Origin of the sequence: Parasphingopyxis sp. CP4, assembly GCF_013378055.1 — a bacterium.
Lineage (GTDB): Bacteria > Pseudomonadota > Alphaproteobacteria > Sphingomonadales > Sphingomonadaceae > Parasphingopyxis.
Genome location: NZ_CP051130.1, coordinates 2872689 through 2899614, shown reverse-complemented (window position 1 = coordinate 2899614; position 26926 = coordinate 2872689). Strand labels below are relative to the sequence as shown.

General features: G+C 59.1%; 32 protein-coding genes. 13 read left to right on the top strand and 19 right to left on the bottom strand.

The window, feature by feature from the left end; translation table 11 throughout:
- The 6 genes from rplC to rpsL all read right to left on the bottom strand — a co-directional run bounded on the left by rplC (nt 1) and on the right by rpsL (nt 5713).
- Nucleotides 1-855 (bottom strand): 50S ribosomal protein L3, encoded by an 855-nt coding sequence (rplC, locus tag HFP51_RS14255; protein WP_176876371.1) that lies wholly within the window; start codon nt 853-855, stop codon nt 1-3.
- A gap of 193 nt (nt 856-1048) precedes the next feature.
- Nucleotides 1049-1360, bottom strand: a complete 312-nt coding sequence (gene rpsJ / locus HFP51_RS14250; protein ID WP_176876370.1) for a 30S ribosomal protein S10 — start codon at nt 1358-1360, stop codon at nt 1049-1051.
- 120 nt (nt 1361-1480) lie between these two features.
- On the bottom strand, nt 1481-2656 hold the full coding sequence (gene tuf / locus HFP51_RS14245; RefSeq protein ID WP_176876369.1) for an elongation factor Tu: 1176 nt from the start codon (nt 2654-2656) through the stop codon (nt 1481-1483).
- A gap of 49 nt (nt 2657-2705) precedes the next feature.
- A complete protein-coding gene (fusA, locus tag HFP51_RS14240; RefSeq protein WP_176876368.1) occupies nt 2706-4799 on the bottom strand; it encodes an elongation factor G in 2094 nt (697 codons plus the stop codon).
- A gap of 48 nt (nt 4800-4847) precedes the next feature.
- Nucleotides 4848-5318: a 30S ribosomal protein S7 gene (gene rpsG / locus HFP51_RS14235; RefSeq protein ID WP_176876367.1), complete on the bottom strand. Its 471-nt coding sequence runs from the start codon at nt 5316-5318 to the stop codon at nt 4848-4850.
- A gap of 23 nt (nt 5319-5341) precedes the next feature.
- Nucleotides 5342-5713, bottom strand: a complete 372-nt coding sequence (gene rpsL, locus HFP51_RS14230; protein WP_176876366.1) for a 30S ribosomal protein S12 — start codon at nt 5711-5713, stop codon at nt 5342-5344.
- A gap of 430 nt (nt 5714-6143) precedes the next feature.
- On the opposite strand from rpsL, the gene HFP51_RS14225 reads away from it, so the two are divergent.
- The 7 genes from HFP51_RS14225 (at nt 6144) to HFP51_RS14195 (ending at nt 10793) form a co-directional block, all read left to right on the top strand.
- Nucleotides 6144-6623 (top strand): hypothetical protein, encoded by a 480-nt coding sequence (locus tag HFP51_RS14225; protein ID WP_176876365.1) that lies wholly within the window; start codon nt 6144-6146, stop codon nt 6621-6623.
- Nucleotides 6624-6736: 113 nt separating this feature from the next.
- Entirely contained in the window at nt 6737-7315 is a 579-nt protein-coding gene (locus HFP51_RS14220) for a uracil-DNA glycosylase family protein (protein WP_176876364.1), read from the top strand.
- A 61-nt stretch (nt 7316-7376) separates the two neighbouring features.
- Nucleotides 7377-7703, top strand: coding sequence for a helix-turn-helix transcriptional regulator (locus tag HFP51_RS14215; RefSeq protein WP_176876363.1), 327 nt, complete (start codon nt 7377-7379; stop codon nt 7701-7703).
- Nucleotides 7700-8131, top strand: coding sequence for an SRPBCC domain-containing protein (locus HFP51_RS14210; RefSeq protein WP_176876362.1), 432 nt, complete (start codon nt 7700-7702; stop codon nt 8129-8131). The genes HFP51_RS14215 and HFP51_RS14210 overlap by 4 nt, the downstream gene beginning before the upstream one ends.
- Nucleotides 8132-8169: 38 nt before the next feature.
- On the top strand, nt 8170-8478 hold the full coding sequence (locus HFP51_RS14205; protein ID WP_176876361.1) for a YciI family protein: 309 nt from the start codon (nt 8170-8172) through the stop codon (nt 8476-8478).
- A 143-nt stretch (nt 8479-8621) separates the two neighbouring features.
- Nucleotides 8622-9905, top strand: coding sequence for a serine hydrolase (locus HFP51_RS14200; RefSeq protein WP_176876360.1), 1284 nt, complete (start codon nt 8622-8624; stop codon nt 9903-9905).
- Between the two features lie 24 nt (nt 9906-9929).
- A complete protein-coding gene (locus HFP51_RS14195) occupies nt 9930-10793 on the top strand; it encodes an alpha/beta hydrolase (RefSeq protein WP_176876359.1) in 864 nt (287 codons plus the stop codon).
- An 18-nt stretch (nt 10794-10811) separates the two neighbouring features.
- On the opposite strand, the gene HFP51_RS14190 is transcribed toward HFP51_RS14195, so the two are convergent.
- Nucleotides 10812-11540, bottom strand: a complete 729-nt coding sequence (locus HFP51_RS14190; RefSeq protein WP_176876358.1) for an HAD family hydrolase — start codon at nt 11538-11540, stop codon at nt 10812-10814.
- A complete protein-coding gene (locus tag HFP51_RS14185; RefSeq protein WP_176876357.1) occupies nt 11537-12460 on the bottom strand; it encodes an aminotransferase class IV in 924 nt (307 codons plus the stop codon). The genes HFP51_RS14190 and HFP51_RS14185 overlap by 4 nt, the downstream gene beginning before the upstream one ends.
- Before the next feature lie 188 nt (nt 12461-12648).
- Between HFP51_RS14185 and HFP51_RS14180 the strand changes: the two genes are divergently transcribed.
- Nucleotides 12649-13800 (top strand): M23 family metallopeptidase, encoded by a 1152-nt coding sequence (locus HFP51_RS14180; RefSeq protein WP_176876356.1) that lies wholly within the window; start codon nt 12649-12651, stop codon nt 13798-13800.
- On the top strand, nt 13778-14227 hold the full coding sequence (locus HFP51_RS14175; protein ID WP_255454691.1) for a polymer-forming cytoskeletal protein: 450 nt from the start codon (nt 13778-13780) through the stop codon (nt 14225-14227). Before HFP51_RS14180 ends, HFP51_RS14175 begins: the two co-directional genes overlap by 23 nt.
- A gap of 21 nt (nt 14228-14248) precedes the next feature.
- Here the strand turns inward: HFP51_RS14175 and HFP51_RS14170 are convergent, their stop codons facing one another.
- From HFP51_RS14170 to HFP51_RS14150, 5 genes are read right to left on the bottom strand one after another with little or no spacing between them, the layout of a single operon-like run.
- Nucleotides 14249-15529, bottom strand: a complete 1281-nt coding sequence (locus tag HFP51_RS14170; protein ID WP_176876354.1) for an amidohydrolase family protein — start codon at nt 15527-15529, stop codon at nt 14249-14251.
- Between the two features lie 24 nt (nt 15530-15553).
- The gene (gene lpdA / locus HFP51_RS14165) at nt 15554-16954 is read right to left on the bottom strand and encodes a dihydrolipoyl dehydrogenase (protein ID WP_176876353.1); all 1401 of its coding nucleotides are present in this window, start codon (nt 16952-16954) and stop codon (nt 15554-15556) included.
- A gap of 13 nt (nt 16955-16967) precedes the next feature.
- The gene (locus HFP51_RS14160; RefSeq protein ID WP_176876352.1) at nt 16968-17381 is read right to left on the bottom strand and encodes an integron; all 414 of its coding nucleotides are present in this window, start codon (nt 17379-17381) and stop codon (nt 16968-16970) included.
- A 16-nt stretch (nt 17382-17397) separates the two neighbouring features.
- The gene (locus HFP51_RS14155) at nt 17398-18669 is read right to left on the bottom strand and encodes a pyruvate dehydrogenase complex dihydrolipoamide acetyltransferase (protein WP_176876351.1); all 1272 of its coding nucleotides are present in this window, start codon (nt 18667-18669) and stop codon (nt 17398-17400) included.
- Nucleotides 18659-19117, bottom strand: coding sequence for a hypothetical protein (locus HFP51_RS14150; RefSeq protein WP_176876350.1), 459 nt, complete (start codon nt 19115-19117; stop codon nt 18659-18661). The genes HFP51_RS14155 and HFP51_RS14150 overlap by 11 nt, the downstream gene beginning before the upstream one ends.
- A gap of 133 nt (nt 19118-19250) precedes the next feature.
- On the opposite strand from HFP51_RS14150, the gene HFP51_RS14145 reads away from it, so the two are divergent.
- Nucleotides 19251-19706: a universal stress protein gene (locus HFP51_RS14145; RefSeq protein ID WP_176876349.1), complete on the top strand. Its 456-nt coding sequence runs from the start codon at nt 19251-19253 to the stop codon at nt 19704-19706.
- A gap of 35 nt (nt 19707-19741) precedes the next feature.
- Here HFP51_RS14145 and HFP51_RS14665 read toward each other — a convergent pair whose 3' ends face one another.
- The 3 genes from HFP51_RS14665 to arfB all read right to left on the bottom strand — a co-directional run bounded on the left by HFP51_RS14665 (nt 19742) and on the right by arfB (nt 22019).
- Complete coding sequence (locus HFP51_RS14665; RefSeq protein ID WP_255454690.1) at nt 19742-20941, bottom strand: RcnB family protein; 1200 nt, start codon at nt 20939-20941, stop codon at nt 19742-19744.
- Between the two features lie 151 nt (nt 20942-21092).
- On the bottom strand, nt 21093-21581 hold the full coding sequence (locus tag HFP51_RS14135) for a GAF domain-containing protein (RefSeq protein WP_176876348.1): 489 nt from the start codon (nt 21579-21581) through the stop codon (nt 21093-21095).
- Between the two features lie 24 nt (nt 21582-21605).
- Nucleotides 21606-22019: an alternative ribosome rescue aminoacyl-tRNA hydrolase ArfB gene (arfB, locus tag HFP51_RS14130; protein WP_176876347.1), complete on the bottom strand. Its 414-nt coding sequence runs from the start codon at nt 22017-22019 to the stop codon at nt 21606-21608.
- Nucleotides 22020-22126: 107 nt separating this feature from the next.
- Here arfB and HFP51_RS14125 point away from each other — a divergent pair, with 107 nt between their 5' ends.
- Entirely contained in the window at nt 22127-22915 is a 789-nt protein-coding gene (locus tag HFP51_RS14125) for a hypothetical protein (protein ID WP_176876346.1), read from the top strand.
- Here HFP51_RS14125 and HFP51_RS14120 read toward each other — a convergent pair.
- From HFP51_RS14120 to HFP51_RS14110, 3 genes are all read right to left on the bottom strand, one after another.
- Entirely contained in the window at nt 22912-23556 is a 645-nt protein-coding gene (locus tag HFP51_RS14120; RefSeq protein ID WP_176876345.1) for an RluA family pseudouridine synthase, read from the bottom strand. The two genes, HFP51_RS14125 and HFP51_RS14120, sit on opposite strands and share 4 nt — an antisense overlap.
- A gap of 43 nt (nt 23557-23599) precedes the next feature.
- On the bottom strand, nt 23600-24202 hold the full coding sequence (locus HFP51_RS14115; RefSeq protein ID WP_176876344.1) for an FMN-dependent NADH-azoreductase: 603 nt from the start codon (nt 24200-24202) through the stop codon (nt 23600-23602).
- Nucleotides 24203-24273: 71 nt separating this feature from the next.
- Complete coding sequence (locus HFP51_RS14110; protein WP_176876343.1) at nt 24274-24990, bottom strand: pirin family protein; 717 nt, start codon at nt 24988-24990, stop codon at nt 24274-24276.
- A 96-nt stretch (nt 24991-25086) separates the two neighbouring features.
- Here HFP51_RS14110 and HFP51_RS14105 point away from each other — a divergent pair, with 96 nt between their 5' ends.
- Both HFP51_RS14105 and ctrA read left to right on the top strand, forming a co-directional pair.
- Entirely contained in the window at nt 25087-26022 is a 936-nt protein-coding gene (locus HFP51_RS14105; RefSeq protein WP_176876342.1) for a LysR family transcriptional regulator, read from the top strand.
- 139 nt (nt 26023-26161) lie between these two features.
- Nucleotides 26162-26863: a response regulator transcription factor CtrA gene (gene ctrA / locus HFP51_RS14100; RefSeq protein ID WP_176876341.1), complete on the top strand. Its 702-nt coding sequence runs from the start codon at nt 26162-26164 to the stop codon at nt 26861-26863.
- Nucleotides 26864-26926: the final 63 nt, after the last annotated feature.

Below are 26926 nucleotides of genomic sequence, written 5' to 3'. Positions count from 1 at the left end.
TTAGCCCTCCTTCTGCTCGTCATCGCCAGCATCGTCAGCCTTGTCTTCGGCTGGCGTTTCGGCGGGAGTTTCAGCAGCTGCTGCTTCGATTTCAGCATCGGTCGGACCGGTATCGGCTTCCTGAACGGCGCCTTCTTCGATCATGCCGGCCGGTGCATCTTCGGTAGCCGTTTCATCGGCATTGCGGCGCAGGCCGCCTGGGATCGGTGCATCGGCGTGCAACGGAACCTTGACGGCATCGTTGACGATCAACCATGCCCCTTTGTGACCCGGAACCGAACCCTTGATGAAGATGAGGCCGCGCGACGCATCGGTGCGGACAACTTCGAGATTCTGCTGGGTGCGCTGACGGTCGCCCATATGGCCGGCCATCTTCTTATTCTTGAAAACCTTGCCCGGATCCTGGCGGTTACCCGTCGAACCGTGCGAACGGTGAGAGATGGAAACACCGTGGGTTGCACGCAGACCGCCGAAACCGTGTCGTTTCATGGCGCCCGCAAAGCCCTTGCCCTGCGTCTGCCCGGTCACGTCGACTGTCTGGCCGGCAACGAAATGATCCGCCGTCAGCGTCGCACCGACAGGAAGCAATGCATCCTCATCGACACGGAACTCAACGACGCGAGCCTTGGGCTCGACTTCACTTTTCGCGAAATGGCCGCGGACCGGCTTCGAAACATTTTTGGGCTTGGCAACGCCAGCGCCCAGCTGAACGGCGGTATAGCCGTCGCGCTCTGCTTCACGGACCGACACAACCTGGCAATTGTCCAGCTGCAGAACGGTAACCGGCACGTGCCGACCGTCCGCCTGGAACAGGCGTGTCATTCCCATCTTCTTCGCGATAACGCCACTGCGCATCACTGTACGTCTCCTCAACAGAGGCCCACCGCGCAAATGCAGCGGGCGTGATCAACCCAAATTTCCATGCATCGCCCCGTCCGGGCTGAGTGCCGCGCGACATTAAGCCGCGAAGCTGACGGGGGACGCAGACCACAGCATTGCTGCGCGGTATCCCAATTTTTAAAACCGCCCCGATGGAGCGGCGCGCTAGCTAAGCCAGCTTAATCTCAACATCGACACCGGCGGCCAGATCGAGCTTCATCAGCGCATCGACCGTCTGCGGTGTCGGCTGCACGATATCGAGCAGCCTTTTATACGTACGAACCTCAAACTGCTCGCGCGACTTCTTGTCGACATGCGGGCCACGGTTCACCGTGAACTTTTCAATCTTGGTCGGCATCGGAATAGGACCGCGAATAAGCGCGCCCGTGCGGCGAGCCGTATCGGCGATGTCGCCGGTTGCCTGATCGAGCACACGATGATCGAATGCCTTCAGACGAATACGAATATTCTGCGTTTCCATGTCCAACTACCGATAAGAAAGAGCCAGAACCCGACCAAAGCCGGGCCCATTAAACCAATTAAAACAAAAACAAGCCGCCCGACTCCCCGAGGGGAATCGGGCGGGCTTGCGGAGCCTATACTATGCAGTGATGTCGCCGACAACCCCTGCGCCGACCGTCCGGCCACCTTCGCGAATTGCGAAGCGCAGACCCTGGTCCATGGCGATCGGAGCGATCAGTTTGACACCAAGCTTAACATTGTCGCCCGGCATGACCATTTCGGTGCCTTCCGGCAACGTGATTTCACCGGTAACGTCCGTCGTGCGGAAGTAGAACTGCGGACGATAGTTGGCGAAGAATGGCGTGTGACGGCCACCTTCGTCTTTCGACAGAACGTAAACCTCTGCAGAGAATTCCGTGTGCGGAGTGATCGAACCCGGCTTGGCCAGAACCTGGCCACGCTCAACGCCCTCACGCTCAACACCACGAAGCAGCGCGCCGATATTGTCGCCGGCACGGCCTTCGTCGAGAAGCTTGCGGAACATTTCAACACCGGTGACAGTCGTTTTCGACGTGTCTTTGATGCCGACGATTTCAACTTCGTCGCCCGTGTTGACGATTCCGGTTTCAACACGACCGGTAACAACCGTACCGCGACCCGAGATCGAGAACACGTCTTCGATCGGCATCAGGAACGGCTTGTCCAGCGGACGATCCGGCTGCGGGATATATTCGTCGACAGCGGCCATCAGCTCGCGGATCGAGTTTTCACCGATTTCCGGATCGCGACCTTCGAGAGCGGCCAGAGCCGAACCCTTGATGATCGGAATATCGTCGCCCGGGAATTCATAGCCCGAGAGAAGTTCGCGGATTTCGAGCTCAACGAGTTCGAGCAGCTCTTCATCGTCAACCTGGTCGACCTTGTTCATGTAGACGACCATGGCCGGCACGCCGACCTGCTTGGCGAGAAGGATGTGCTCGCGGGTCTGCGGCATGGGGCCATCAGCAGCGTTCACAACCAGGATCGCGCCGTCCATCTGGGCAGCACCGGTGATCATGTTCTTCACATAGTCAGCGTGGCCCGGGCAATCGACGTGTGCATAGTGGCGCGCGTCGGTTTCATATTCGACGTGAGCCGTCGAAATCGTGATGCCACGCTCACGCTCTTCAGGAGCCTTATCAATGTCGGCAAAATCAACTGCCGCATTCAGCACCTTGGTAATCGCAGCCGTCAGCGTCGTCTTACCATGGTCGACATGGCCGATCGTGCCGATGTTGCAGTGCGGTTTAGTCCGCTCAAATTTTTCCTTCGACATTATTTGTTCCTCGTCTTTGTACGTCTCTTAAAAACTCAACTCATCTCGCTTAGGCAAGTTTCGCCTTAACTTCGTCGGCTACCTGCTGCGGCACTTCCTCATAATGAGAGAACTGCATCGTATACTGGGCACGGCCCTGTGAGAACGAGCGCAGCTCATTAACGTAGCCGAACATATTCGCAAGAGGCACGATGGCATCGACTGTCTGGGCATTGCCCCGGCTGTCTGTACCCTGCACCTGTCCACGGCGGCTGTTCAGATCGCCGATTACGTCGCCCAGATAGTCTTCTGGGGTCACAACCTCAACCTTCATTACCGGTTCGAGCAATTTGATACCCGACTGCTGCGCCACTTCACGCATTGCAGCCCGGCCAGCAATCTCGAATGCCAGTGCTGATGAATCGACGTCATGATATTTGCCGTCGATCAGCTCAATTGCGAAATCGATGATCGGGAAGCCGATCAGCGAACCGGTTTCCGCAGTTTCGCGCATACCCTTTTCAACCGACGGGATATATTCCTTGGGAATATTACCGCCCTTGATCGAATCTTCGAACGTGATGCCCGAACCGCGCTCACCAGGAGCGATGTTGAGCTTCACTTCGGCGAACTGACCGGAACCGCCCGACTGTTTCTTATGCGTATAAGAAAAGCCTTCGACAGCCCGCTTCAGGCTTTCGCGATAGGCAACCTGCGGCGCGCCGACATTGGCGTCGACCTTGAACTCGCGCTTCATGCGATCGACGAGAATCTCGAGGTGGAGCTCGCCCATCCCCTTGATGATCGTCTGGCCCGATTCTTCGTCGGACGTTACGCGGAAGCTTGGATCTTCGGCAGCCAGGCGATTGAGCGCGATGCCCATCTTTTCCTGGTCGGCCTTGGTCTTCGGCTCGACAGCAACTTCGATAACCGGATCCGGGAATTCCATCCGTTCCAGAATGATCGGAGCGTTTGACGCGCACAGCGTATCACCGGTGGTGACATTCTTCAGGCCGGCGATGGCGACAATGTCTCCTGCATGGGCCGTTTCAATGTCTTCCCGGTCATTCGCATGCATAAGCAACATGCGGCCGATTTTCTCTTTCGAATCCTTGACCGAATTCATCACCTGGTCCGCGCGATCGAGCTTGCCCGAATAGACGCGGCAGAAGGTCAACGTACCGACAAACGGGTCGGTCATGATCTTGAAGGCGAGAGCGGAGAACGGCGCTTCATCACTCGATGCGCGCGATTCTTCGATTTCTTCTTCGTCTTCACGCTGGCCCGGCTTGATGCCCTTGATGGCTTCAACGTCGGTCGGTGCCGGCAGATAGTCGACAACTGCGTCGAGCAGCGGCTGAACACCCTTGTTCTTAAAGGCCGAACCACAGAGCACCGGAACAAATGCCTGCGCCAGCGTACCCTTGCGGATCAGCTTGCGGAGCGTATCGGCGTCCGGCTCGGTGCCTTCGAGATAGGATTCCATGATATCGTCGTCTTGCTCGACGGCGAGTTCCATCATGGTTTCGCGCGCTGCAGCAGCGGCATCAGCCATGTCGGCAGGAATATCTTCGATGACGAATTCAGCGCCCAGAGATTCATCCTTCCAGATGATCGCATTATTGTTCACCAGATCGACGACACCTTTAAGATCGGCTTCGAGGCCGATAGGCAGGGTCAGCACGATCGGGGTCGCGCCCAGCCGGTCAACGATCATTTCGACACACATGTCGAAGTTCGCGCCCGTGCGATCGAGCTTGTTGATGAAGCACATCCGCGGCACATGATAGCGATCGGCCTGGCGCCAAACTGTTTCGGACTGCGGCTCTACGCCGGCAACGCCGTCGAATACGGCAACCGCGCCATCGAGCACACGCAGTGCACGTTCAACTTCAATCGTGAAGTCCACATGGCCCGGGGTGTCGATGATGTTGATGCGATGATCGCGCCAGAAGGTCGTCGTTGCAGCAGACGTGATCGTGATCCCGCGCTCCTGCTCCTGCTCCATCCAGTCCATCGTCGCGGCGCCGTCATGGACTTCGCCGATCTTATAGGACTTGCCGGTATAGTAGAGGATGCGTTCGGTCGTCGTCGTCTTGCCAGCATCGATGTGCGCCATGATGCCGATATTCCGATACATTTCGATCGAGGTATCGCGGGCCATTGTAGTGCTCCATTGCCGGTATCGAACCGGCGAGTCAGTGTTTTGTGATTACCAGCGGTAATGCGAAAAGGCGCGGTTGGCTTCGGCCATCTTATGCGTGTCTTCACGCTTCTTGACCGCATTGCCGCGATTGTTGGCTGCATCCATCAGCTCGCCGGACAGACGCGCTGCCATGGTGTTTTCACCACGCCCGCGAGCTGCACCGATCAGCCAGCGAATGGCCAGCGCCTGTGCGCGTTCGGGGCGAACTTCAACCGGCACCTGATAGGTGGCGCCACCGACACGGCGGCTGCGCACTTCTACGCCCGGCTTGATGTTGTTCAATGCATCATGGAACAGCTGAACAGGATCGGCCTTGGACTTGGCTTCGACCTGGTCGAGCGCGCCATAGACAATGCCTTCTGCGACGGACTTCTTGCCGTCATACATCAGGTTGTTCATGAATTTGGACAGGACCACATCCCCAAATTTGGGATCCGGCAAAATTTCCCGCTTTTCGGGACGGCGACGACGAGACATATCGTTAGACCTCTTCGATCAATCTATTTGGGGCGCTTGGCGCCATATTTCGAACGGCTCTGCCTGCGATCCTTCACGCCCTGCGTGTCGAGAACGCCGCGCAGCACATGATAGCGGACGCCGGGAAGGTCGCGTACACGACCGCCGCGGATCAGCACCACAGAGTGCTCCTGCAGATTATGCCCTTCGCCCGGAATATAGCTGATGACTTCGCGCTGGTTGGTCAGGCGAACCTTGGCCACCTTGCGCAATGCCGAGTTCGGCTTTTTCGGGGTCGTGGTATATACGCGCGTGCAAACGCCCCGCTTTTGCGGGTTCGCTTCCATCGCGGGTACTTTCGATTTCACCTTTTGCGGTGTGCGGCCCTTGCGGACCAGCTGATTGATCGTTGGCATGAAGCCCTTCACCTTTTTAGTTACTTTGCCGAAGGCACGCTGTGTTTTTTCGGCGACCGGATTTCCCGGAAGCCGGAAACGCACAAAGGCCTTCCGGTAACCGCAAGCGGCTCCGCAAGGCCCCATACACGCCAATGGCAATGTTCAAGCTCATGTACCTTAAGCGAATCGCGTCTGGGATGAACCCCCACCACCGATCCTCGGTACGGGCGGCGATATAGCGGCGGTCCGCCAGAGGGTCAATGGCTGCCGAGCCAAGAAAATTGGGGGGCCGAACGGTACGGCGACGCCCCCAAATACCAGTGATCGAGAAACTCGATAACTGTGACCGAATCCTTTCCGAGACGGTGCCGTAACCGATCCGACCACTCCTGCGAACTCTCCAGTGACCGCGCTGAGAAAATGGTGGGCCGGAAATTGGAGATAGATAATGATCAAGCAAATCCTGTTCGCCTCTGCTGGACTGACAGTCGCAATCGGCGCAACCTTCGCCGCAACGTCGCCCGCTTACGCCCAGACCGGTGAAGCCTCCGCCACCGTCCAACTTTCCGGCGCCATGCGCAGCGTTTCCATGAGCGAAGCCATGGCCAGTGCCGAAACACGCGCCGAGTTCGGTCTTGCCGATCGCCCAGTGCACACCGTTGTTCCAGGAAATGCGGCGTCCGATATGACCGCCTCGGCCTCTCCAAGCGTCCGGCTTTCGATGCTCAATGGCTTCAGCATCGCGGAAGAGGAGCTGGCCGCCATAATGATCGGCGATCGCGTAGATATCGTCCGCCCGCGCCCCATGGCGGGATTTACCGGCCAGGTCGGCGACGATCATGACTTTGGCAATATCGGATTTTCCGAAGTCGATGCGTTCCACACCGATCCGTCACCCTCCCAAATCGGTATTCGTTTCAGTTTCTGACTGTGTGCTCCCCTTAGCACAGTCCCTTCGCGGCCTTCCTGTTCCCCGGCAGGAAGGCCGCCTTTTTATCTGCGCCTTTGGCCGGTCGCCTATGATCGGATAGAAAGACCCCGATGACTTTGGACTCCTTGCTCCCTTCAATCCGCTATTGCCGCTTGTGCGCGGGCACCATTCCCGAACCGATCCGCCCGGTCGTTCAGGTGCATCGCGACGCCAGGATCCTGATCGCGGGTCAAGCTCCGGGTCGAAAGGTGCAGGCCAGCGGCATTCCTTTTGACGATGCAAGCGGCGATCGATTGCGGAACTGGATGGGCGTCGATCGCGATACATTTTACGATCCGACCAAGATTGCGATCCTGCCGATGGCCTTTTGCTACCCGGGTACCGGAAAATCCGGCGACCTGGCTCCCCCACCCCGCTGCGCGGAGAATTGGCGGGAAAAGCTATTGGCAGAACTGACGAATATCCAGCTCACTTTGGTCATCGGCCAATATGCGATGGCCTGGCACTTGGATGAAACGCCCGCCACACTGACAGACACGGTCAAACAGTGGCGCGACTATGCGCCCGAGATCCTGCCGCTCCCCCATCCCAGCCCCCGCAACAATATCTGGATGGCGAGGAATCCCTGGTTTGCAGAGGATGTCCTGCCGGAACTGGGTCACAGGGTCACACAGGCACTGACGGGATAGCTTGACTCATTATATTTCGCGTTTATGTTAATTAACAAGATAGCGAATCAATGAGGTGCCCGTGTCCAATCTTACCAGTGTCTTTGCCGCGCTCGGCGAACCTACCCGTTTTGCAATCGTCGAACGCTTGCTGCGCGAAGGCGAACTGAACGCCGGCAGTCTGCAACAGGGCGTGTCGATTTCGGCACCCGCCATTTCGCGTCACCTCAAGGTCCTGCGCAACGCCGGCATTGTCGTCCAGCGGGTCGACAAACAACAGCGTATCTACGCGGTCCGACCCGAAACCGTACAAGCGATCAGCGCCTGGACGATGAGCCACAAGGCATTCTGGCAAGGCAGCTTCGATCGCCTCGCTGCGATGCTTGATCAGGAAAGTGAAAAACAATGAGCGAGTTGAAACTGGAACGGACCTTCCCGGCGACCCCGGATACGGTCTTCGAATATCTGACGAACACCGATTACATCCTGCAATGGTGGGGTCCCGAAGGCCTGATTGTCTCAGAGCATAATCTCGACCTGTCGAAACCGGGCCGTTGGCATTCAACGATGACCAATGCCGAAGGCGCCAACTATAAGGTGTCGGGCGAAGTCATTGCCCATGATGCGCCGAACAGCGTCGAATTTAGCTGGGCCTGGCATGACGAGAATGACGAGCGCGGTCTTGAAAGCCTGGTTCGCTTCGAAGTCGCGGACGACGGCGAAGGCGGCACCCGCTTCAAGATGATCCATTCCGGCCTGCCGGACGAAGAAAGCGTCACCAACCATGGCGAAGGATGGACGTCGACCTTCGTCAAACTGGAGCGGCTTTTCGCCTGATAACTTCCGCAACCCCACATCATAAAGGAGACGATGTAATGGCTAAATATATATTCGCTTATCATGGCGGCAAAGCGCCGGAGAGACCGGAAGAAGGGGCTGAAGTTATGGCCAAATGGAATGCCTGGTTGGGCGGCCTGGGGGATGCTGTGGTCGATGGCGGCAATCCAGCCGGACCGTCAAAGACCGTCTCGGCCAGCGGCGTGTCCGATGATGGCGGCGCGAACCCAATTTCAGGCTATTCGCTCGTCCAGGCCGATTCCATCGATCAAGCCATTGAAATGGCCAAAGGCTGTCCGATCATGGATCATGGCACGGTCGAAGTGGCCGAAGCGATGGATATGTAAGCGCAGGACTGTTTTTGGAAACGCGATACGGAGCGCCGCCCCCACCGGGTCTGGCGCTCCAATTCTTTCTAAAGAGACCACAATAGCGCCCTATCTTTGATCTGGACCGGCGCACTGTCACCGGGCAAAGGGTCAAGCACATCATGGATCGGATCGCCCTCCCCATCACTCTGATCATTGTGGCCCTTGGCACGCTGGCCATGGCCTCGCTGATATCCGGCCCACTTCCCTCGGTTGCCGCGCCCAAGGGCCTGACCATCAGCCTCAGCCCACCTGACGATGTCGCGACTACAGACAATGCCGAAATCCTGGCGCTCGACGGTCGATCAGGCTTGGTCGACTATAATGAGATCGACCGGCGCATCACCGCACTGATGGAGGTCGAGACCATGGTCGGCCTTGCCGTTGCGGTCATGGAAAATGGCGAGATCACATTTGCCAAAGGCTATGGCGAGACGCTCCACGACAGTGGAGAGCCGGTGACGGCGGATACGGTGTTCCGCTGGGCGTCGCTCTCAAAGGGCGTCACCGCCTCTATGATCGGCCTGCTGGTCGAAGATGGTGCGCTCAGCTTCGATGATCGCGTGGCCGAATATGCGCCGTCGCTCCGGCTGCCGGCGCGCGGCCAGAACCGGATCAGCATTGCCGACCTGCTCTCCCACCGGCTCGGTATTGAACGCAATGCGCTCGATAATCGGCTCGAGGATGGAGAGGACCCCTTCATCCTGCGCACCGCACTTGCCAGCCATCGCGTCGCCTGCCCGCCGGGCACCTGCCATCGCTATCAGAATATCGGTTTCGATGCGGCCAGCGAGATTGTCCAGAACCTGACCCGTCAAAGCTTTGAAGCGAGCCTTGAGGATCGGCTTTTCCGACCCTTGGGCATGAGCACGGCAAGCGTCTCGCGCCGGGGATTGTTTGAGAGTGCCAGCTGGGCGCGCAGCCATCGCGGCGCGGGTGAGGAAGTCGAAGTCGTCGAGCCTTATTATCGGATCCCGGCCGCCGGCGGCGTAAATGGGTCCATCCGCGACCTCGCCATCTGGATGCAGGCCCAGGTCAATGGTGCACCCGAAGTCCTGTCGCCCGATCTGTTAGCGGCTATCCACCAACCGCAGGCCCGCACCGAGCGCGAGGATCGTCGTAACCGGCGCTATGCCGAGCGGATTTCCTATACCCGTTATGCGCTTGGCTGGCGTGTGTACGATTATGCAGGACGCACGGTGATCACCCATCGCGGCGCGGTCCGTGGATATCGCGCGATGATCATGATTGATCCGGCCCGGCGGACCGGTGTGGCCGTCTTGTGGAACTCAGGCAATGGACGACCATTTGGGATTCCGATGGATATATTCGACCAGCTTTATGAACTGCCCGATGCGAATTGGATCGATCCCGAGGCCAATCCCGCTCCAGACAGTTCCGGTTAAGACAAAAAGGCTTAGCCGGTTTCCATGACTCGTTTGCACTTCGCCCTTTTGTTCGTGGTGGCCATTGCGCTGCTTGTCGCACAATCGGGATGTGCCCAATTCGCGCGTGCCCAATTATATGCGCCGCCGGTTGGCCCAATCGCAACACCGGAATGGGATGGCCCAGCTCCAGACCAGATTTCCGTCACGACGGAGGATGGCCTGGATCTTGTCGGCCTCTATTGGACACCAGCGGAGGGCCAATCGGATATCATTCTCGTGCTTCATGGCCGACGCGATAATGCCGGGCGGATGGCCGGCTATGTGCAGCGCCTGGTCGAGGCCGGACGCGGCGTGCTCGTCGCCTCCTATCGCGGGTTCAACGATAATCCCGGATCACCCAACGAAACTGGACTGATCACCGATGCGCAAGCCTTTTTCCGCTATGCTGAACAGCAAACGGGTACCGATGGCGATATCTATGTATTCGGCCATTCGCTGGGGGGCGCCGTTGCCATCCAACTGGCCGCGCGCGAGGCGCTGGACGGTGTGATCACGCTTGGCACGTTCAGTGATCTTGGCGAGGCGGCCCCCTATTTCAGCGAGATACTGATCCCCGATAGCTGGGAGAGCATCGTCGCGCTGGCTGGGGTCGAGGAACCGCTGTTGTTCATCCATGGCGCGGACGACAATTATGTCGAGCCCGACAATTCGGAACGGCTCTATCGTGCGACCTGTTCTCCGGCCGCGCTCGCAATCATTACCGGCGTCCGCCACCGTCCCAACTTCCGGCTGATTCAACCGCTGATCACCAGCTGGGTAAATGCGCTGGAGAATGGGCAAGTTTCGCAGATGAGCCTTGCAGGAGATGCCAGCTGGGAGAGCAAGGCGGCGTGCGCGCCGCAGTGAACGGATTGACTAGAAGCGCTATAGCTCGATTTTATAGGATTTGAGCGCCTCGTAATGCGGGCGGCAACGCTCATAGAGTGCCTCATATCCGGCGGGAATCTCTACCGGCCCGCGATCATCACCTTCAAATCCGGTGCTCTCTTCGACACGATTATACCAATGCGGTGCCCACACGCCGTCCGTATCGCGCCGACCCGGTTCCCATTGGAGCATCGCCGGATCGAACGGAATGCTGAGCGCCTGGCATAGCGCCTCCAGCATCGGCCCGGGTGCATCAAGAATATCGGCGCCCTCCACCACCGGCGGCGCATAACCCAGGCGATCGGCTTCCATCCGAAAGAAAAGATGCAGGCGCTCAACGCCCATATCCTCGAAGGTCACCTCTTCCATCTTCTTGTCATAGCTCGCGATCATCCGCGCGGGATCGCGAATGAGGAAGGCATGGCGATGGTCGGCAAGATCGCCGATCCCCACCGAACCGACCATCTCGGACGGCATATGCTTTTGGTACCAGATGGCGCTCCCGTCCGCCGGATCGCCGTTCAGCGTACGCGTCAGTGAAGCCCAGTCGCAATCCATCGCTTCGATGATCTCATCGGCCATCGGATGGGCAAATCCGGTATCCTTCAAATAGGCTCCATAATAGGGTTCATCGCTGACAAATGTGTCGGCGCGGGCGCCAAAACTGCGCATCATCGCCGTTGAGATATTACGCGGCCCCGACCACATGGAAATCCGGATCGTCATGGGCGGGATCGGGCCGCCGTATCTGCCGCAAGCCGCGCGGTGTAGAGCTGCTGCAGCCGCTCCACCATCGGCCCGCGAGCCGCTGTCAGGCTGCGCCCGTCAATCTCGGTAACGGGCACAAGGCCAGCGAAAGTCCCGGTGACAAACGCTTCGTCTGCACCATAGACATCGGTGAGCGAGAAATTCTTTTCAAACACCGGGATATCGGCTTGTTGGCACAGGTCGATCACCGTGCCGCGGGTAATCCCGCCGAGGCAATAATCACCGCTCGATGTCCAGACTTCACCGCCGCGGACGATGAAGAAATGGGTCGAATTGCACGTCGCAACAAAGCCCTGCGGATCCAGCATCAGTGCTTCGTCAGCACCGGCTTTGGTCGCCTGGATACAGGCGGTGATGCAGTTGAGCTTGGAATGCGAATTGAGCTTCGGGTCCTGCACGGCCGGATCGCCGCGCCGGACATGCACGGTGAACAGCCTGATGCCGCGCTCGATAATCTCCGGCAGCGGCTCTTTATATTCCGGGACGATCACGATCGTTGCCGGGGAGATGATGACCCGGGGATCCTGATAGGGTGTCGAGCGAATGCCGCGGGTTACCATCAGGCGAATATGGACGCCTTCGGTATCGTCCATCGCATCAAGCGTATCATAGAGCCGCTGCTCCAGTGTCGCCCGATCGATACCGATGTCCATGTCGATCGCCTTGGCGCCTTCAAACAGTCGATCCATATGCTGGTCGAGAAAGGCGATGCGACCCTGATGTACGCGCAGGCCTTCCCAGACCCCATCGCCAAGCATGAAACCGGAATCGAAAACCGAGACCATCGCCTCGGCGCGCGGCACCAGCTCGCCATTTATATTGATGAAAACCACCGCATTGCGGGGATCGTCTTTATGATCATGCGTACCTTTGGCCATATCGCGCTATAGGCACGTTCAGCGGCGGTTCAACAGGAAAATCTAAAGCCCAAACCCCGCCTGTTCTGGCGATTTCGTCGACTCGACGTGACTCGCCAACGATTCATCGTGGTCGCGTTCGATAGATTCGCGATTTAAACACTTTGTTGCTAGCGGGACTACACAAATTACAATTCGCAGGGTTGCACGTGTCGAAAAACGAAGTGGAAGGCCCGGGACTATGGTCTCGGTTTAAGGGCCTTTTTCCTGATCATGAGCTACATATCCGCTCCGGCGGCAAGCTCCGTTTCTTCAGGATTTCCAGTAAATTACAGATCCGCGTCGTTTCGATCGTGGCCGCTGGCCTGGTTGGCTGGCTGGCCTTCACCTTGGTCATGGTCGGACTGCAGGTGAAAGGCGCGAGCGACCGAATCGCTCTCGACCAGCGCGAACAGCAAGTCACCGAAACCGCCGAGCGCGTCGCCGAATATCGCGGCTCGGTCGAAGATCAAGTGGCCCGCGTCGAACGCCGCCAGCAAGTGCTTGATGCCCTGGTCCGCCGTCATTTCGGCAATCTCGAAATTGATGAGACCGAAGGCGAAGGCGGCGAAGAAACGGACGAAGTCGGCGAAGCCATTCCAGAAGCCGCTGCCCTGCGCGAACTGGAAGAGTATCAAGTCGCCTTTGCACGAGCGCTGCGCGGCGCCGTTGAAGAACGCACCGCACGCACAGCGGCCGCCATTCGCGAATTCGGTTTCGACCCCCGCGTGATGAGCCGCCAGGCACAGGGTGGTCCGCTCGAGCCGATCCGCACGGCGATGACCTTGGATGGTGCGATCGACAGCGAAATCGCTGATCTTGAAATTGCGCTCAACCGGCTCGCGGTGATGGAGCTTTCGCTTCGTGCAATCCCGTCCGCCAAGCCGACCGCTTATGGCGCGATGAGCAGCCCATTTGGCCTGCGCCGCGATCCCTTCACCCGGGGCCGCGCCATGCATAACGGCATCGATTTTCGCGGCAGCCACGGCACAGGCATTCTCGCCACCGGGCCGGGCCGTGTGAGTTTTGCAGGATGGAAGGGCGGCTATGGCCGGACGATCGAAATCGATCACGGCGCCGGGGTAATTACCCGTTACGCCCATCTTTCTGCTATTAGTGTTCGAGTCGGGGAGCAAGTCGATCGGGGGGATCGAATTGGCAGAATGGGCAGCTCAGGCCGCTCAACTGCTACGCACCTGCACTATGAAGTGCGCATCAATGGCCGTGCGGTAAATCCGCGGCCCCTATTGGAGGCAGATCGCGATGTTCTCGAAATCCAATCCGTCGCAGAACGAAGAAATGGCAATTCCGTCGAGCTCTGATAACCGGTCGACCTTCTCGGTCATCGGCTCGGACGTCACCGTAACCGGCGATATCGACGCGTCCGTCGATCTTCATGTCGATGGCCGTGTCGAAGGCGATATTCGCTGCGCCACGCTCGTCCAGGCAGCCAACAGCTCGGTGAAAGGCGCAATCAGCGCTGAACAAGCCCGGGTCGCTGGCCGCGTTGAAGGGTCGATCATGGCCAAGGAACTGATCGTTGAAGCATCAGCGAAAGTCATTGGCGATGTTACTTATGAAAAGCTCAGCATCGAAGCTGGCGGCCATGTCGAAGGCAGCTTCCGGCACAAAAGCGCCGGCACTCTGAAAAAAGAAGAGCCAAAGCCCGCTAAGGACGCATCGCTGAAACTGGTCGATGAAAAGCCGGCTGACGCAGCGGCCAAGCCGTCTCAGGCGACAGCGCTCTAATCACATATTGCTTCAGGCGTTTTAGCGCCTGTCCAGCACCACATCGCCGCCCTTGATGACGACATCCACGTCTTCAAGGGCCGTGATGTCTGTCAGCGGATCACCATCCACGGCAATGATATCGCCATAGCGACCCGGTGCGATTGCACCGACATCGGCCGTGCGGTCCAGCGCCTCAGCGGCATTCGCTGTCGCCGCCTGGATAGCCTGGAGCGGTGTCATCCCGAAGCGCACCATGCGCGCAAATTGTCGCCCGCCGGTACCGTGCGGATAGACGCCGGCATCTGAACCAAAGACATGGCGCGCGCCAAGTTCCACCGCACGCTGAAAACTCTGCCGCTGGATCGTGCCGACCTGGCGCTCCTTGGCGAGATTTTCTTCCAGCACCCCGTTCGCCTCGCCTTCGCTCAGCGTATATTCGGTGTTGTAGATATCCATTGAGAAGAATGTCCCGCGCGCAATCGCCATGCGGATCGTTTCATCGTCGAGATAGCTGGCATGTTCGATCGTATCGACACCAGCCTCAATAGCGGTGCGGATACCCGCATTGCCATGCGCATGGGCGGCGACCCGCATGCCAAGCATATGCGCTTCTTCAACCGCCGCGCGAACCTCCTCGGCTGACATTTGCTGCATGCCGACTTCGGTTCCGCGCGAGAAAACGCCACCGGTGACGCAAATCTTGATCACATCCGCACCATAGCGCCGGTTCTGGCGCACCTGGAGGCGAACCGCCTCCGGACCATTCACACCGCGCTCGCCATCGCGCAGCACCAGAGACGGCGGCAGGCCATTCATATCGCAATGCCCGCCCGTCACACCAAAGGACCGAGTGGCGGCGACGATGCGCGGCCCGGGATAGAAGCCGCTATTGATGCCCTGGCGCAGGGCGACATCGGCATAATCCGACGCTCCGACATTGCGGATCGTCGTAAAGCCGGATTCGAGCATCGCCCGCGCATTGGGCACCCCCAAGGTCAGCCAGAAGCTGTCGGTATATTCGAGCCGGCGATAGCCGCCGATCCGCGGCGTTGTCGTCAGATGGACATGCATATCGATGAGGCCCGGAACCAGGGTCATTCCCGGCAAATCGAGACGCTCTGCATCCTCGGCCAGATCAGCTGGAAGCGCTCCACTCGAAACAGCTGTGATCCGGCCATCGGTCACCACCACCACCGGATTGTCGATAGTCTCACCCTCAAGCACATCGATCATGCGATCGGCGGTGACCACGAGCGTCTCGGCCTGCGCCGCCAATGGGGCCAGAAACAGCGATAGCGCGGCGACAATCCGGAAAATCATGGGCAATGTCCTTATTAGCGTGACTTAGATGTGCAGCACCCGATCATAGGCGTCGAGCACGCTTTCATGCATCATTTCGCTGAGCGTGGGATGCGGGAAGACAGTTTCCATCAGCTCGGCTTCGGTCGTTTCCAACTGGCGCGCCACGGCATAGCCCTGGATGAGCTCGGTGACCTCCGCGCCAATCATATGCGCTCCAAGCAGTTCGCCGCTCTTGGCATCAAACACGGTTTTGACGAACCCATCCGCTTCGCCCAGCGCAATTGCCTTGCCATTACCGATAAAGGGGAAATTGCCGACGCGGACAGTGTGCCCGGCGTCCTTGGCTTGTGCTTCGGTCAGGCCGACCGAGGCGACTTGCGGGCGCGAATAGGTGCAGCCCGGAATATTTTCAGTCGTGAAGGGATGCGGATTCTTGCCTGCCAGCTGCTCTACCGCGACAACGCCCTCATGGCTCGCCTTGTGCGCGAGCCAGGGCGGGCCGGTGACGTCGCCGATTGCCAATATGCCATCGACATTGGTGCGCCCAAAACCGTCAACCTCGATATGGCCGTTCTTGGCGGTCTTCACGCCCAGTGCTTCGAGCCCGATATCTTCGGTATTGGGAACAATGCCGATCGCGACGATCGCATGGCTGAACTCGCTTTCGCTGACCTTGCCCTTGGCATCCTTGATCGCGACCTTGACCGATTTCGCACCGGCTTCGAGCTTTTCGACGCCCGCGCCGGTCATGATTGTCATGCCCTGCTTCTTGAGCGCCTTTTGCATATGTTTCGACACATCTTCGTCTTCGACCGGCAGGATGCGGGGTAGCATCTCGACGATCGTCACATCGGCACCGAGATCCGAATAGAAGCTCGCAAACTCAACCCCGATCGCGCCCGATCCAATGACCAATAGCTTGGACGGCACTTCTTCGGGCACCATTGCATGGCGATAAGTCCAGATGCGTTTGCCATCGGCCTTTGCGAACGGCAGGTCCCGCGCCCGCGCGCCGGTGGCGATCATGATCGATTTGGCACTGAGCTCCGTCGCCTTGCCGTCTTCGGCCTTCACCGTCAGCTTGCCTTTGCCGGTGATCGTGCCGAACCCTTCATGCACATCCACCTTGTTCTTCTTCATCAGGCCGGTGACGCCCTGGTTGAGCTGGCCGGCAACTTTGCGCGAACGCTCGACCACCTTGGCGAGATCATAGCCCGGATTGTCGGCCTTCAGCCCATAGGCTTCGGCATGGCTCATATAATGATAGATTTCGCTTGTCCGGAGCAGCGCCTTGGTCGGGATACAGCCCCAGTTGAGACAGATGCCGCCCAACCGCTCACGCTCGACAATCGCGACCTTCAGGCCCAGCTGAGTTGCCCGTATTGCGGCAACATAACCGCCGGGACCCGAGCCCAGGATGATAAGATCATATTGGTTGGCCACGCCGCGTTCCTTCCTATCCGGCAATCACAATCACATAATCGCCATGGACCCAGCCAGACCGGCATGGCCCTGTATAGGGCCGCGGTTCGGGCTCAAGGCCAAGCGCCTGGCAATCAAAATAATCTTCATCAGCATTGGGATCGTACACCACGCCGATCCAGCCATCTGTGGTCGCATCGCACATCAGGATGCGCGCGCCGGGGCCCAGACGATCCAGTTCGGTCCCGCTGGTTGTCGGCCGCGCACGGACCGAGAGATAATTGTCACCGCGCGGATTGAGGTTGGCGACTTCCCCCAGCGAACCACAGGCATCAAATTCCGGCCCGTCGAGCCCGATCATCACCGGCTGGCGGTCGTTGGACTGCGCGAGCACGGGCGCCGCGAGGAGGGCAGCAGCGATGATTGTCGCTTTTAAAAATCCCATCATCCCAAGTCCCTTCGGCCTATGCCAGCATCCCCAGCGGGTTTTCGACCAGCTGTTTGAATGCCTGCATCAGCTGGGCGCCATCCGCGCCGTCAATGGCGCGATGGTCGAAACTGCCGGTGGCGCTCATGATCGTTGCGATCTGCAGGCTGTCATCAATGACATAGGGCCGCTTTTCGCCAGCGCCGATTGCCATGATCATGCCTTGGGGCGGATTGATGACCGCGTCGAACTGCTTGATGCCGAACATGCCCATATTGGAGATGCTGGCGGTTCCGCCCTGATATTCGTGCGGCTGCAGCTTGCCGTCCTTGGCGCGTCCGGCCAGCTCTTTCATTTCTTGCGAGATCGCCGAAACGGATTTGCTGTCTGCGCCGGTGATGATCGGCGTGATCAGCCCGCCCGGAATGCTGACGGCGACCGAGATATCGGCGCGGCTGAATCTGATCAGCGTGTCGGTATCGAAGGCGACATTGCAATTCGGCACCTGGATCAGGGCCTGGGCGAGCGCCTTGATCAGCAGGTCATTGACCGAGAGCTTGATATCGCGCGCCTCCAATGACGCGTTCAGCTCCTTGCGCAGGTCCAGCAGCGCATCGAGCCGGATATCGACTGTCAGATAGATATGCGGAACAGTTTGTTTCGCTTCGGTCAGGCGGCGCGCGATCGTCTTGCGCATGTTGGAGAGTTTTTCGACCTCGTGCGGGATTTCGCCAGCATCGACCGGGGCTGCGGCAGGAGCAGCTGCAGCGGCTGGCTTGGCGGGCGCGCCACCGGCCAGCGCCTGATCGATATCGGCTTTGACGATCCGGCCCTTGGGGCCGCTGCCGCTCAGGCTGGCAAGGTCGAGACCATTTTGCTCGGCGAGACGGCGAGCGAGCGGGCTTGCTTTGATGCGGCTTCCACTTGGCGCAGCGGATGGTGCAGGCGCTGCGGGAGCCGGAGTGGCCGGTGCCGGTGGTGGCGGAGCAGGTGTAGCGGCTGGTTCGGGCGCTGCGGCTGGCTTGGCTGGCGCGGCCGCCGGAGCTTCAATGCTGCTCGCATCTTCATCCTCTTCGGCGAGGATCGCGATTACCGCGCCGACGGGAACTTCGTCTGTCCCTTCGGCGACCAGGATCTTGGCGAGTACACCTTCATCCACGGCTTCGAATTCCATCGTCGCCTTGTCGGTTTCGATCTCGGCCATGATATCGCCAGAGCTGATCTCATCGCCCTCTTTGACGAGCCATTTGGAAAGCGTGCCTTCCTCCATGGTCGGCGAGAGCGCGGGCATTTTGAGTTCAATCGGCATTGCCAGTCCCTGAATTCGACGATCGAGTTTGTCCGATCAACCCATGCCGCGCTGCCCATCGCGCGTAAAGGGCGAACAGTATCTGAATTCCGATCAGAATGACGGAGAAGATGATGCCGCCGGTGCCATAGGCTTCGATCCCGTTGCCGAACGGCAGGTCATGGCCAACAAAGCCCGCCGCCATCGTTACTGCTGTGGCCCAGAACACCCGCTCTGCCATGATCTTGCGGAGCGTCAGCAACACCGCACCGATCACGCCGAGAAAGACGCTGGTTGTCCATAGCAAGCGCCGCCATTCCGGAAATGCTTCGATCATCTCCATGAATTCCGGTGGAAATTCCGCAAGATAGTCGCGATTGACCGTCAGCGTCATATAGAGATCGTATAGGCTGACCGCGCTCAACAGCAGCGCAAAGATGCAAACCAGCCAAAAACCGACAATGCGCATAGAATGCCTCTCCCCTTCTGCTTGGCCGCAACCTAGCCGCGAAACCGCGCTGCGAACAGGGTCTCTGGCCGCCGCTTCTTGCCAGCAGGCTCAGTTTCGACCAGTCTTGGCGGCAAGAGGGGAGCGGATCGCAATGCGGACCTATTTAGTCGTTATCGATGAAACGCCAGAGGCACGCGCCGCGCTGCACTATGCAGCCGTGCGCGCGATCAAGCTTGGCCGGACGGTGGAGATTGTTGCGCTGATCCCGCCGCAGGAATTTGTGAATTGGGCGGCCGTCGAAGCGACGTTCGAAGACGAAGCCAAGCTGCGCGCTGAGGCGGCCGTGGCACAAGCGGCAGGCGAGCTTGTCGAAGCAACGGGTGTCCAGCCGAAGATCGTCGTCAAGCGCGGCGATCCTGCGAAAATGGTCCGCGAAGCCATTGACGAGAGCGGGAATATCGCGGGGCTGATGCTCGGCGCAGCAGCCGAGGGCCCGCCGGGTCCGCTGGTCTCGCATTTTGCCGGGAACGTAGCGGGACAACTCCCCTGCCCGGTTATCGTGGTGCCAGGCGCGCTGAGCTTCGAGGAGCTGGAACGCCTCGGTTAGACTAGCCGGTTAGTGCCGCAGAGCCGTGGCGGTGCTTAGCGCACTTCCTCTTCGATAAAGTTGATTGTCCGCTCCGGCGGGTTCGGGACATCGAGCTGCGGTGCCGGTCCTGGCAATGGCTGATCGGGTGCATAGGCAACTGGCGTCGGCCCATGCTGATGCGGATGTTGCGCATGATGCTGGGCCGTGTGCGGATGTGCGTCGCGCCGACTAGTGGCATGGTGCGGTCGATGCTCGGCGTGATGGCCGCTCGTATGTGCATGGCCCTGATGGCGCGCATGATGGGTTTGCGGCGTTGTCACTACTGTCGTCCGGGGACGGCAGCAACCACTTGTCACCACCGTGGTGGTCGAACTCTGCGTGATGCCGCCCACAGTCTGCGACGCATGCGTCGTCACACCATTTACGGTGACCGTTGTCTGCACCGTCGAAGCGGGTTGATAGCCGAGATATGGATTGCCTTGCTGGCCATAGCCTGGCGCTGCTGGCGGATAGAAATCGCCATCGCCGACATATTCGGGCACGCGATCATTATAGTAGCGATCGTCATAGCCGCCGCGACGATCATTGCGTCCGGCCGCGTTGCCAATCGCACCACCTGCGATCGCGCCGACAGCTGCACCGATGATCGTGCCTTCGGTTCGGTCTCCTGCGCCAGCAATCAGATTGCCCGCGACGCCGCCAATCACACCGCCAGCAATCGCACCGGCAACCGTGTCACCGGCATTGCCGCCACGCCGATCGTCATCGTCGCGATAGTCACGCCGGTCGTCATTGTAGCGGTCGTCATAATAGCGATCGCCCTCATAGCCGACATCATAGCGGCTGTCGGACACCCGGCCGTACTGATCGACCAGATAGGCATCATTGTAGTGGCGAACCCAGCGATGGCCGTAACCCGGTTGGCCCAGGCCATAATGCGCCCAGTTGATCACATAATAGCGCGGCGCGAGATAATAGCGCGGAACAAAGCCCCCGGTATAAAAACGCGCGCCCGATCCAAAAAAACGCGTGCCGCGATGGAAGCGGCGGAAGTTTCCGCGATGCATCCGGCGCATTCCGTGATTCCCCCGCATCCGATAATTACCGCGCATCCGGTTCGCCCCGCGCATGCCTTGGGCCGCCATGGCAACGGCTGCGTTGGGCGCAGCCGCGCCTGAGTCGCTTTGCGCCGCAACAGGCGCCGGAATCAGTGCAACCGAGGTCAAAAGGCCCAGAAAAGCTAAGCTACGCATGAAATGCCCTTCCCATAGAAACAATCAGTCGGAAGGCTATCAATCCCCCCGGCGTTCATAGTTTCTTAACAGTTTTCAGACGGCTATTCCACGCGACTAAGGGTTAATGTTGTCCCGAAATGAACCAGTGCAAATGGGGGCAATCAGGCGCTTAGCCGACTATCCGAGGACCGATCAGTGCGACCAGCGCTTCGCACCCGGCCGCATCATCGGCATCGAAGCGAGCCCTGTTCGGGCTGTCGATATCGAGCACGCCGATCAGATCGCCCTTGACGATGATCGGGACGACTAGCTCGGATGCTGAGGCGGCATCGCAGGGAATATGGCCGGGAAAGGCGTCGACATCATCCACGAGCTGTGTTTCGCGCGACGCCGCCGCCGTCCCGCAGACGCCGGCGCCTATCGCAATGCGAATACAGGCCGTTTTCCCCTGAAACGGGCCCAGCACCAGTTCGCCATCAATCGCCCGATAAAAACCGGCCCAGTTGATGTCCGGCAGATATTCCCAAAGGAGCGCCGCCATATTGGCCATATTGGCAATTGGATCTGGCTCGTCCGCCGTCAGCCCATCCAGCGCTGAGCGCAAATCTGCATAGAGAGCGGGCTTGTCGCTTGATCCGGCAATATCGAAGCTATGCATGCAATTCTTTCCGTCGGTCGCCGCTCAGTCGAGACGCGGTTTGGATCGCGCTTTCTTGACCTGCCCGCGAACCTTTTTGCTGTCCACCCTGCGCGCCTTGGCCGCGCGGCTCGGTTTGGTCTTGATCCGACGCGCTGGCCGCTCATGCGCTTTGCCAAGCAATTCTGATAGTCGCGCCATTGCATCGCGTCGATTGGCCTCCTGCGTGCGATGCGCCCGGGCGGTGATCACCAATACACCAGCTGCGGTAAGCCGGGTCCCGGCGAGATCCTTCAGCCGGCGGTAGACAGCGGGCGCGAGGCCGAGCGCGAACACGTCGACGCGCAGCTGCACCGCCGTCGCCACCTTGTTCACATTCTGCCCGCCCGGGCCGGTGCCCGAAAGATGACGCTCTTCGATCGCATCGGCAGGAATGGAGGATAGGTCGAACCGGGCCATGTCGCCCTCCTAACCGAAGGAGGCGCGCACTGTCCAAATAGCGGCGCTTGGTCATCGTCAATCAAGTCGATAGTGTGGCAACAGGGGATAAGGGAGAGACACAGGCCATGGAACGCAGGACATTCATCCAGATTTGCGGGGCAACCGGCGTCGCCACCGCATTGCCACTCACGGCGGCGCTCGCACAGTCGAGCGATGATCAGGCATTGGATGCCGCAGAGATTGTCCGCCGCGCGCAGGCCGCAATGGGCGGTGATCAATGGCTTCGCCCGACCAGCTATCACCTGCACGGCCACCTGCTCGAATATCCCGATGGGCCGGGAGAGCCGATCCGGCACGACCCCTATGACCTGTGGCGTATCCATCCCGATACCAAACCTGATGGCCATCTCGCCGATGGGCAGATCCGGGTTTCCTCCTTTGTCGATGGCGAGCCACGCTTGCAGATCGCCTTTGACGGCAGCGAAACCTATGATGTGAATGGACCGACCGGTGAAGGGGCTGACAGCCCGTTTTGGCGCACTTCGATGGGCTTTGGCATGTTCCGTTTTGCACTGGACGATGGATACAGCCTGGAACGCGAGCCCGATGATCATGTCGACGGCGCACCGGTATTTTCTGTAACGGTGATAGATCCAAGTGGTGGTCGCGGCGTCTTTTCCCTGCGCAAGGATGATTACCGTATGGCGCGCGTTGCCTTTGCAACCCCGCGCGGCTTTCACGAACGGCGTTTCGACAATTTCTTCACCAAGGACGGGATTAGCTGGGTCCAGCCCGGCCGGACGCGCAGCTGGCTCAATGGCGTGCGCGCCTATGACTTCATCTATACCGATTTCGAGGTGAACGAGTATATTCCAATCGAAACTTTCCGGATTTCGCCCGGCCAGTTCGACTAGTTGGTTTTCCAATCGCCAAAATGATCGGGAAGCGGCGCCACCGCTTCAATTGCTGGCTTGGTGTCCCGAGGCACGGTGAGCGCACGGGCGTGTAACAACATGTGGGAGGCAGATGTCCCATAGACCGGATCACCGATGATCGGGATACCAAGGCCAAGTTGCGCATGGACCCGGAGCTGATGGGTCCGCCCGGTTTCGGGTCGGAACTCGACCAGCGCCCGTCCAGCCTTCTGGGCCAGTATCGACCAGTGGGTGCGGGCAGCCTTGCCGCGCGGATCTTCTTCGACCCACCAGCCCCGTTCCTTCGTCGATCGTTTTGCCAGTGGCATATCGATCAATCCGGTCTCGCCATCCGGCACGCCATCGAGCACCGCCCAATAGATTTTCTCGACGACCCCGGCTTCAAAGGTACGATTGAAGCGCTTGAGCGCTTTGGGATTGCGGGCGAGGAGCAAACAGCCACTGGTATCCTGGTCCAGCCGATGGACAATCATCGGTTCGCGTTTGAAGTTCAATCGCAATTCGCCAAGCCGATCCTCGACACAATCGCCACCGCGCTTCGGGCGAGTGACCGCCAGCCCGGCAGGCTTGTCGATGACGATCGCCTCGCCATCGACACATAGGATCCGATCACTGAGCATGGAGCGGCAGTGACAGGCTCCCGCCTGATCCGCAAGGCAGGACTCAGATAGCTGCCTCGATCTCGGCTTTGGCATGATCGATCCGGTCCGCGCCGCGCATCATCATCTGATCGGCCGCAAAGAGCTCGACATCGCTGATGCCGATAAAGCCGAGAAAGTGGCGCAGATAGCCGCTTAGGAAATCGATATCACTCCCGACTTCCGTTCCACCGCTGGCGATCGCGATATAGGCCTTTTTGCCTTCCAGCAGTCCGACAGGTCCATTTTCAGTGTAGCGGAAGGTTTTGCCGGCCCGGGCGACCATGTCGATCCAGGCTTTCAGAACGGCCGGCGGGCCGAAATTATAGATCGGGGTATCGATGGCCAGGATATCCGCCGTTTCAATTTCTTCGATCAGCGCATCGGAAACAGCGAGCTTGGCGCTTTGCTCATCCGTCCGTGCCTCGGCAGGGGTGAAATTGGCGCCGATCCAGTCGGCATCGACAAAGGGCACACCTGGCGCAAGGTCGCGCGCCGCCACACTGGCGCCCGGGTGCTTGGCTTTCAATTGCGCGACAAGATGATCGCCAAGCGCACGTGAGGCCGAGCCGTCATGGCGACCGCTGGCATCGATACGGAGGATATTGGGGGAAGAAAGATCGGTCATTAGACACTCCAATGGGTTTGGATGAGGGGAGAAGGGTAAAGAAAAGAGGGACCAAATGGCCCCTCTTCCCTTCAGTGCGCAACCGCCGGCACTTCGGCGAGCAGGAACTCGACATCATCTATCGCTTCGATGCTGAGTTCTGTGATGTCAGAGATGGCAGCTGCATCGCGGGTATCGAGATCGACACCGTTCACGCGCAACCGACCTTCGGACACAACCAGATAGCCGCGATAACCGTCCGCAAGCGCATGCGTGATTGCATCACCCTTGGTCAGGGTAGCGCCGGACAGCCGGGCATCGGCCCGGATCCAGAGCGCACCAATTTCAAGGTCTTCATCGAAGCCACTGGCCAGCACCTCGAGCGAACCGGCCCGGTCGCCCCTGGGAAACTCCTTGGCATCCCAACGCGGCGTTCCGCCTTTTTCGGTCGGTTCGATCCAGATCTGGAACAGACGGGTTTCCTCATCGCTGAGATTGAACTCGCTGTGCTGGATACCGGTACCGGCACTCATCACCTGGACATCGCCAGCCAGCGTATGGCCTTCATTGCCCACTGAATCGCGGTGCGTGATCGCCCCTTGGCGGACATAGGTGATGATTTCCATGTCGCGATGGGGGTGGGTCGGGAAACCGCTTTGCGGTGCGATCTCGTCATCATTCCAGACGCGCAAGCTGCCCCATCCCATGCGGTCCGGATCCTGATAGCTGGAAAAGGAAAAATGGTGCCGGGCGTTGAGCCAGCCATGATCGGCGTGGCCAAGGCTGGAAAAGGAACGTTTCTCAATCATCGTCTGTCTCCATCTGCATGTCAGTCGTTGACACTCAGATAGGGCGGCGGCATGGATGCGAAAATAGAAACGTTGGAAACTCATTGTTTCGATATTATGCCTAATCTTCCCGATCTCGAAGCCTGGGCGATTTTCGCCAAAGTCGTAGAGCTGCGATCCTTTACCGCGGCGGCCGAGGATATCGGTGTGTCCAAGGCCACCGTCTCGAAAGCCGTTACGCGATTGGAAAAGGCGCTCGGCGTACAGCTGCTCCACCGCAGCTCGCGGCATCTCTCCCTCACCGAAAGCGGCCGGGATCTGGCCGGACGCGCGCAGCAGCTGTTGAGCCTGGGCGAAGAAACCGAGGATGCAGCGCGCGATGAAGCGAGCAATCCGCGCGGGCTGGTGCGACTGGCTGCGCCGATGAGCTTCGGGATCGCGCATGTTGGCTCTGTCTTGCCCGATTTCCTTGCGCGCTATCCCGATATCGCGATCGATCTCCATCTCAGCGACGATCTGGTCGATATAGTGGGTGGCGGTTTCGATGCGGCGCTGCGCATCGGGGCATTGGCAGATAGTAGCCTCAAGGCGCGCCGGCTTGGCCCGGTCGATCGCCATCTCGTGGCATCGCGCGACTATCTGGAACGCTGGGGCGAGCCGAAGCACCCATCCGACCTCAAGGATCATGAGTGCCTTTGCTATGCCTATCTCCCCAACCCGGAGAGCTGGCGCTTTACCGGTAAAAACGGCGAAGAGGTGCATGTCCGACCAAGCGGACCGCTGCGCGCCAATAATAGCGATGCGATGATGTCGACGCTCAAGGCCGGGCTCGGGATCGCAATAATTCCGGATTTCATGTTGGCAGACCATGATCCGGATCGCGAGTTAATACCCTTGCTAACGGACTGGTCCGCGCCCCCTATTGCGCTGCATCTTGTAACTCCACCGGGGTCTGAACGACCCGCGCGCGTAACGCTTTTGTTAGATTATCTTGCCGAAACACTCACAAAAAAGTGCGCAGACAGCCGGATTTCCGCTCCAAAAGCGGAGTGAGTCGAAAATGTCACAGGTTCGCGACTCGTGGAGTTAACCGGCCTTTAACCTTTTACGTTCATATCTTCGATGGTTAATGAATTGCACCGAGCCGTTCGAGACGGCGTCTCGTTCGGTGCCACAACTAAGGGGTGACCTGATGCGTGTGTTGCTGATCGAAGACGAGCCTACCACGGCAAAGAGCATCGAGATGATGCTGACGACCGAAGGCTTTAATGTATATACAACCGATCTTGGCGAAGAAGGCCTCGATCTCGGTAAGCTCTATGATTACGATATCATATTGCTCGACCTCAATCTGCCTGACATGCACGGCTATGACGTGCTGAAAAAGCTGCGTCTCTCCAAGGTGCAGACCCCGGTTCTCATTCTTTCCGGCATTGCCGAAATGGACAGCAAGGTTCGCAGCTTCGGCTTTGGCGCCGATGACTATGTCACCAAGCCGTTCCATCGCGAAGAGCTGGTCGCCCGCATTCATGCCGTGGTGCGCCGCTCCAAGGGTCACAGCCAGTCGGTTATCAAGACCGGTAAGCTTGCCGTGAACCTCGACGCAAAGACGGTCGAAGTGGATGGCAATCGCGTTCATCTCACCGGCAAGGAATATGCGATGCTCGAGCTGCTTTCGCTGCGCAAGGGCACAACGCTCACCAAGGAAATGTTCCTCAACCATCTTTATGGCGGAATGGATGAGCCGGAACTCAAGATTATCGACGTCTTTATCTGCAAGCTGCGCAAGAAGCTCAGCCTCGCATCGGGCGGCGAAAACTACATCGAAACCGTCTGGGGACGTGGCTATGTGCTGCGCGATCCAGAGGAAGAAGAACAGGCGCAAGTCGCCTAATCGACCCAGGTTTAAGGGGCGGGGTTTTCCAAATCCCGAATTTAGGGGCGAGGCCGCAGCATG

Bases quoted from the DNA above. Each gene is read 5' to 3' on its own strand.
- rpsJ (WP_176876370.1), bottom strand. From the start codon at position 1,360: ATGGAAACGCAGAATATTCGTATTCGTCTGAAGGCATTCGATCATCGT.
- HFP51_RS14205 (WP_176876361.1), top strand. From the start codon at position 8,170: ATGGCTAAATATATATTCGCTTATCATGGCGGCAAAGCGCCGGAGAGA.
- HFP51_RS14200 (WP_176876360.1), top strand. From the start codon at position 8,622: ATGGATCGGATCGCCCTCCCCATCACTCTGATCATTGTGGCCCTTGGC.
- rplC (WP_176876371.1), bottom strand. From the start codon at position 855: ATGCGCAGTGGCGTTATCGCGAAGAAGATGGGAATGACACGCCTGTTC.
- HFP51_RS14115 (WP_176876344.1), bottom strand. From the start codon at position 24,202: ATGACCGATCTTTCTTCCCCCAATATCCTCCGTATCGATGCCAGCGGT.
- HFP51_RS14195 (WP_176876359.1), top strand. From the start codon at position 9,930: ATGACTCGTTTGCACTTCGCCCTTTTGTTCGTGGTGGCCATTGCGCTG.
- rpsG (WP_176876367.1), bottom strand. From the start codon at position 5,318: ATGTCTCGTCGTCGCCGTCCCGAAAAGCGGGAAATTTTGCCGGATCCC.
- HFP51_RS14175 (WP_255454691.1), top strand. From the start codon at position 13,778: ATGGCAATTCCGTCGAGCTCTGATAACCGGTCGACCTTCTCGGTCATC.
- HFP51_RS14120 (WP_176876345.1), bottom strand. From the start codon at position 23,556: ATGCTCAGTGATCGGATCCTATGTGTCGATGGCGAGGCGATCGTCATC.
- HFP51_RS14665 (WP_255454690.1), bottom strand. From the start codon at position 20,941: ATGCGTAGCTTAGCTTTTCTGGGCCTTTTGACCTCGGTTGCACTGATT.
- HFP51_RS14125 (WP_176876346.1), top strand. From the start codon at position 22,127: ATGGAACGCAGGACATTCATCCAGATTTGCGGGGCAACCGGCGTCGCC.
- ctrA (WP_176876341.1), top strand. From the start codon at position 26,162: ATGCGTGTGTTGCTGATCGAAGACGAGCCTACCACGGCAAAGAGCATC.
- HFP51_RS14150 (WP_176876350.1), bottom strand. From the start codon at position 19,117: ATGCGCATTGTCGGTTTTTGGCTGGTTTGCATCTTTGCGCTGCTGTTG.
- fusA (WP_176876368.1), bottom strand. From the start codon at position 4,799: ATGGCCCGCGATACCTCGATCGAAATGTATCGGAATATCGGCATCATG.
- HFP51_RS14145 (WP_176876349.1), top strand. From the start codon at position 19,251: ATGCGGACCTATTTAGTCGTTATCGATGAAACGCCAGAGGCACGCGCC.
- HFP51_RS14185 (WP_176876357.1), bottom strand. From the start codon at position 12,460: ATGGCCAAAGGTACGCATGATCATAAAGACGATCCCCGCAATGCGGTG.
- HFP51_RS14220 (WP_176876364.1), top strand. From the start codon at position 6,737: ATGACTTTGGACTCCTTGCTCCCTTCAATCCGCTATTGCCGCTTGTGC.
- rpsL (WP_176876366.1), bottom strand. From the start codon at position 5,713: ATGCCAACGATCAATCAGCTGGTCCGCAAGGGCCGCACACCGCAAAAG.
- HFP51_RS14190 (WP_176876358.1), bottom strand. From the start codon at position 11,540: ATGACGATCCGGATTTCCATGTGGTCGGGGCCGCGTAATATCTCAACG.
- HFP51_RS14155 (WP_176876351.1), bottom strand. From the start codon at position 18,669: ATGCCGATTGAACTCAAAATGCCCGCGCTCTCGCCGACCATGGAGGAA.
- HFP51_RS14135 (WP_176876348.1), bottom strand. From the start codon at position 21,581: ATGCATAGCTTCGATATTGCCGGATCAAGCGACAAGCCCGCTCTCTAT.
- HFP51_RS14105 (WP_176876342.1), top strand. From the start codon at position 25,087: ATGCCTAATCTTCCCGATCTCGAAGCCTGGGCGATTTTCGCCAAAGTC.
- HFP51_RS14225 (WP_176876365.1), top strand. From the start codon at position 6,144: ATGATCAAGCAAATCCTGTTCGCCTCTGCTGGACTGACAGTCGCAATC.
- HFP51_RS14160 (WP_176876352.1), bottom strand. From the start codon at position 17,381: ATGATGGGATTTTTAAAAGCGACAATCATCGCTGCTGCCCTCCTCGCG.
- HFP51_RS14110 (WP_176876343.1), bottom strand. From the start codon at position 24,990: ATGATTGAGAAACGTTCCTTTTCCAGCCTTGGCCACGCCGATCATGGC.
- HFP51_RS14210 (WP_176876362.1), top strand. From the start codon at position 7,700: ATGAGCGAGTTGAAACTGGAACGGACCTTCCCGGCGACCCCGGATACG.
- arfB (WP_176876347.1), bottom strand. From the start codon at position 22,019: ATGGCCCGGTTCGACCTATCCTCCATTCCTGCCGATGCGATCGAAGAG.
- tuf (WP_176876369.1), bottom strand. From the start codon at position 2,656: ATGTCGAAGGAAAAATTTGAGCGGACTAAACCGCACTGCAACATCGGC.
- HFP51_RS14170 (WP_176876354.1), bottom strand. From the start codon at position 15,529: ATGATTTTCCGGATTGTCGCCGCGCTATCGCTGTTTCTGGCCCCATTG.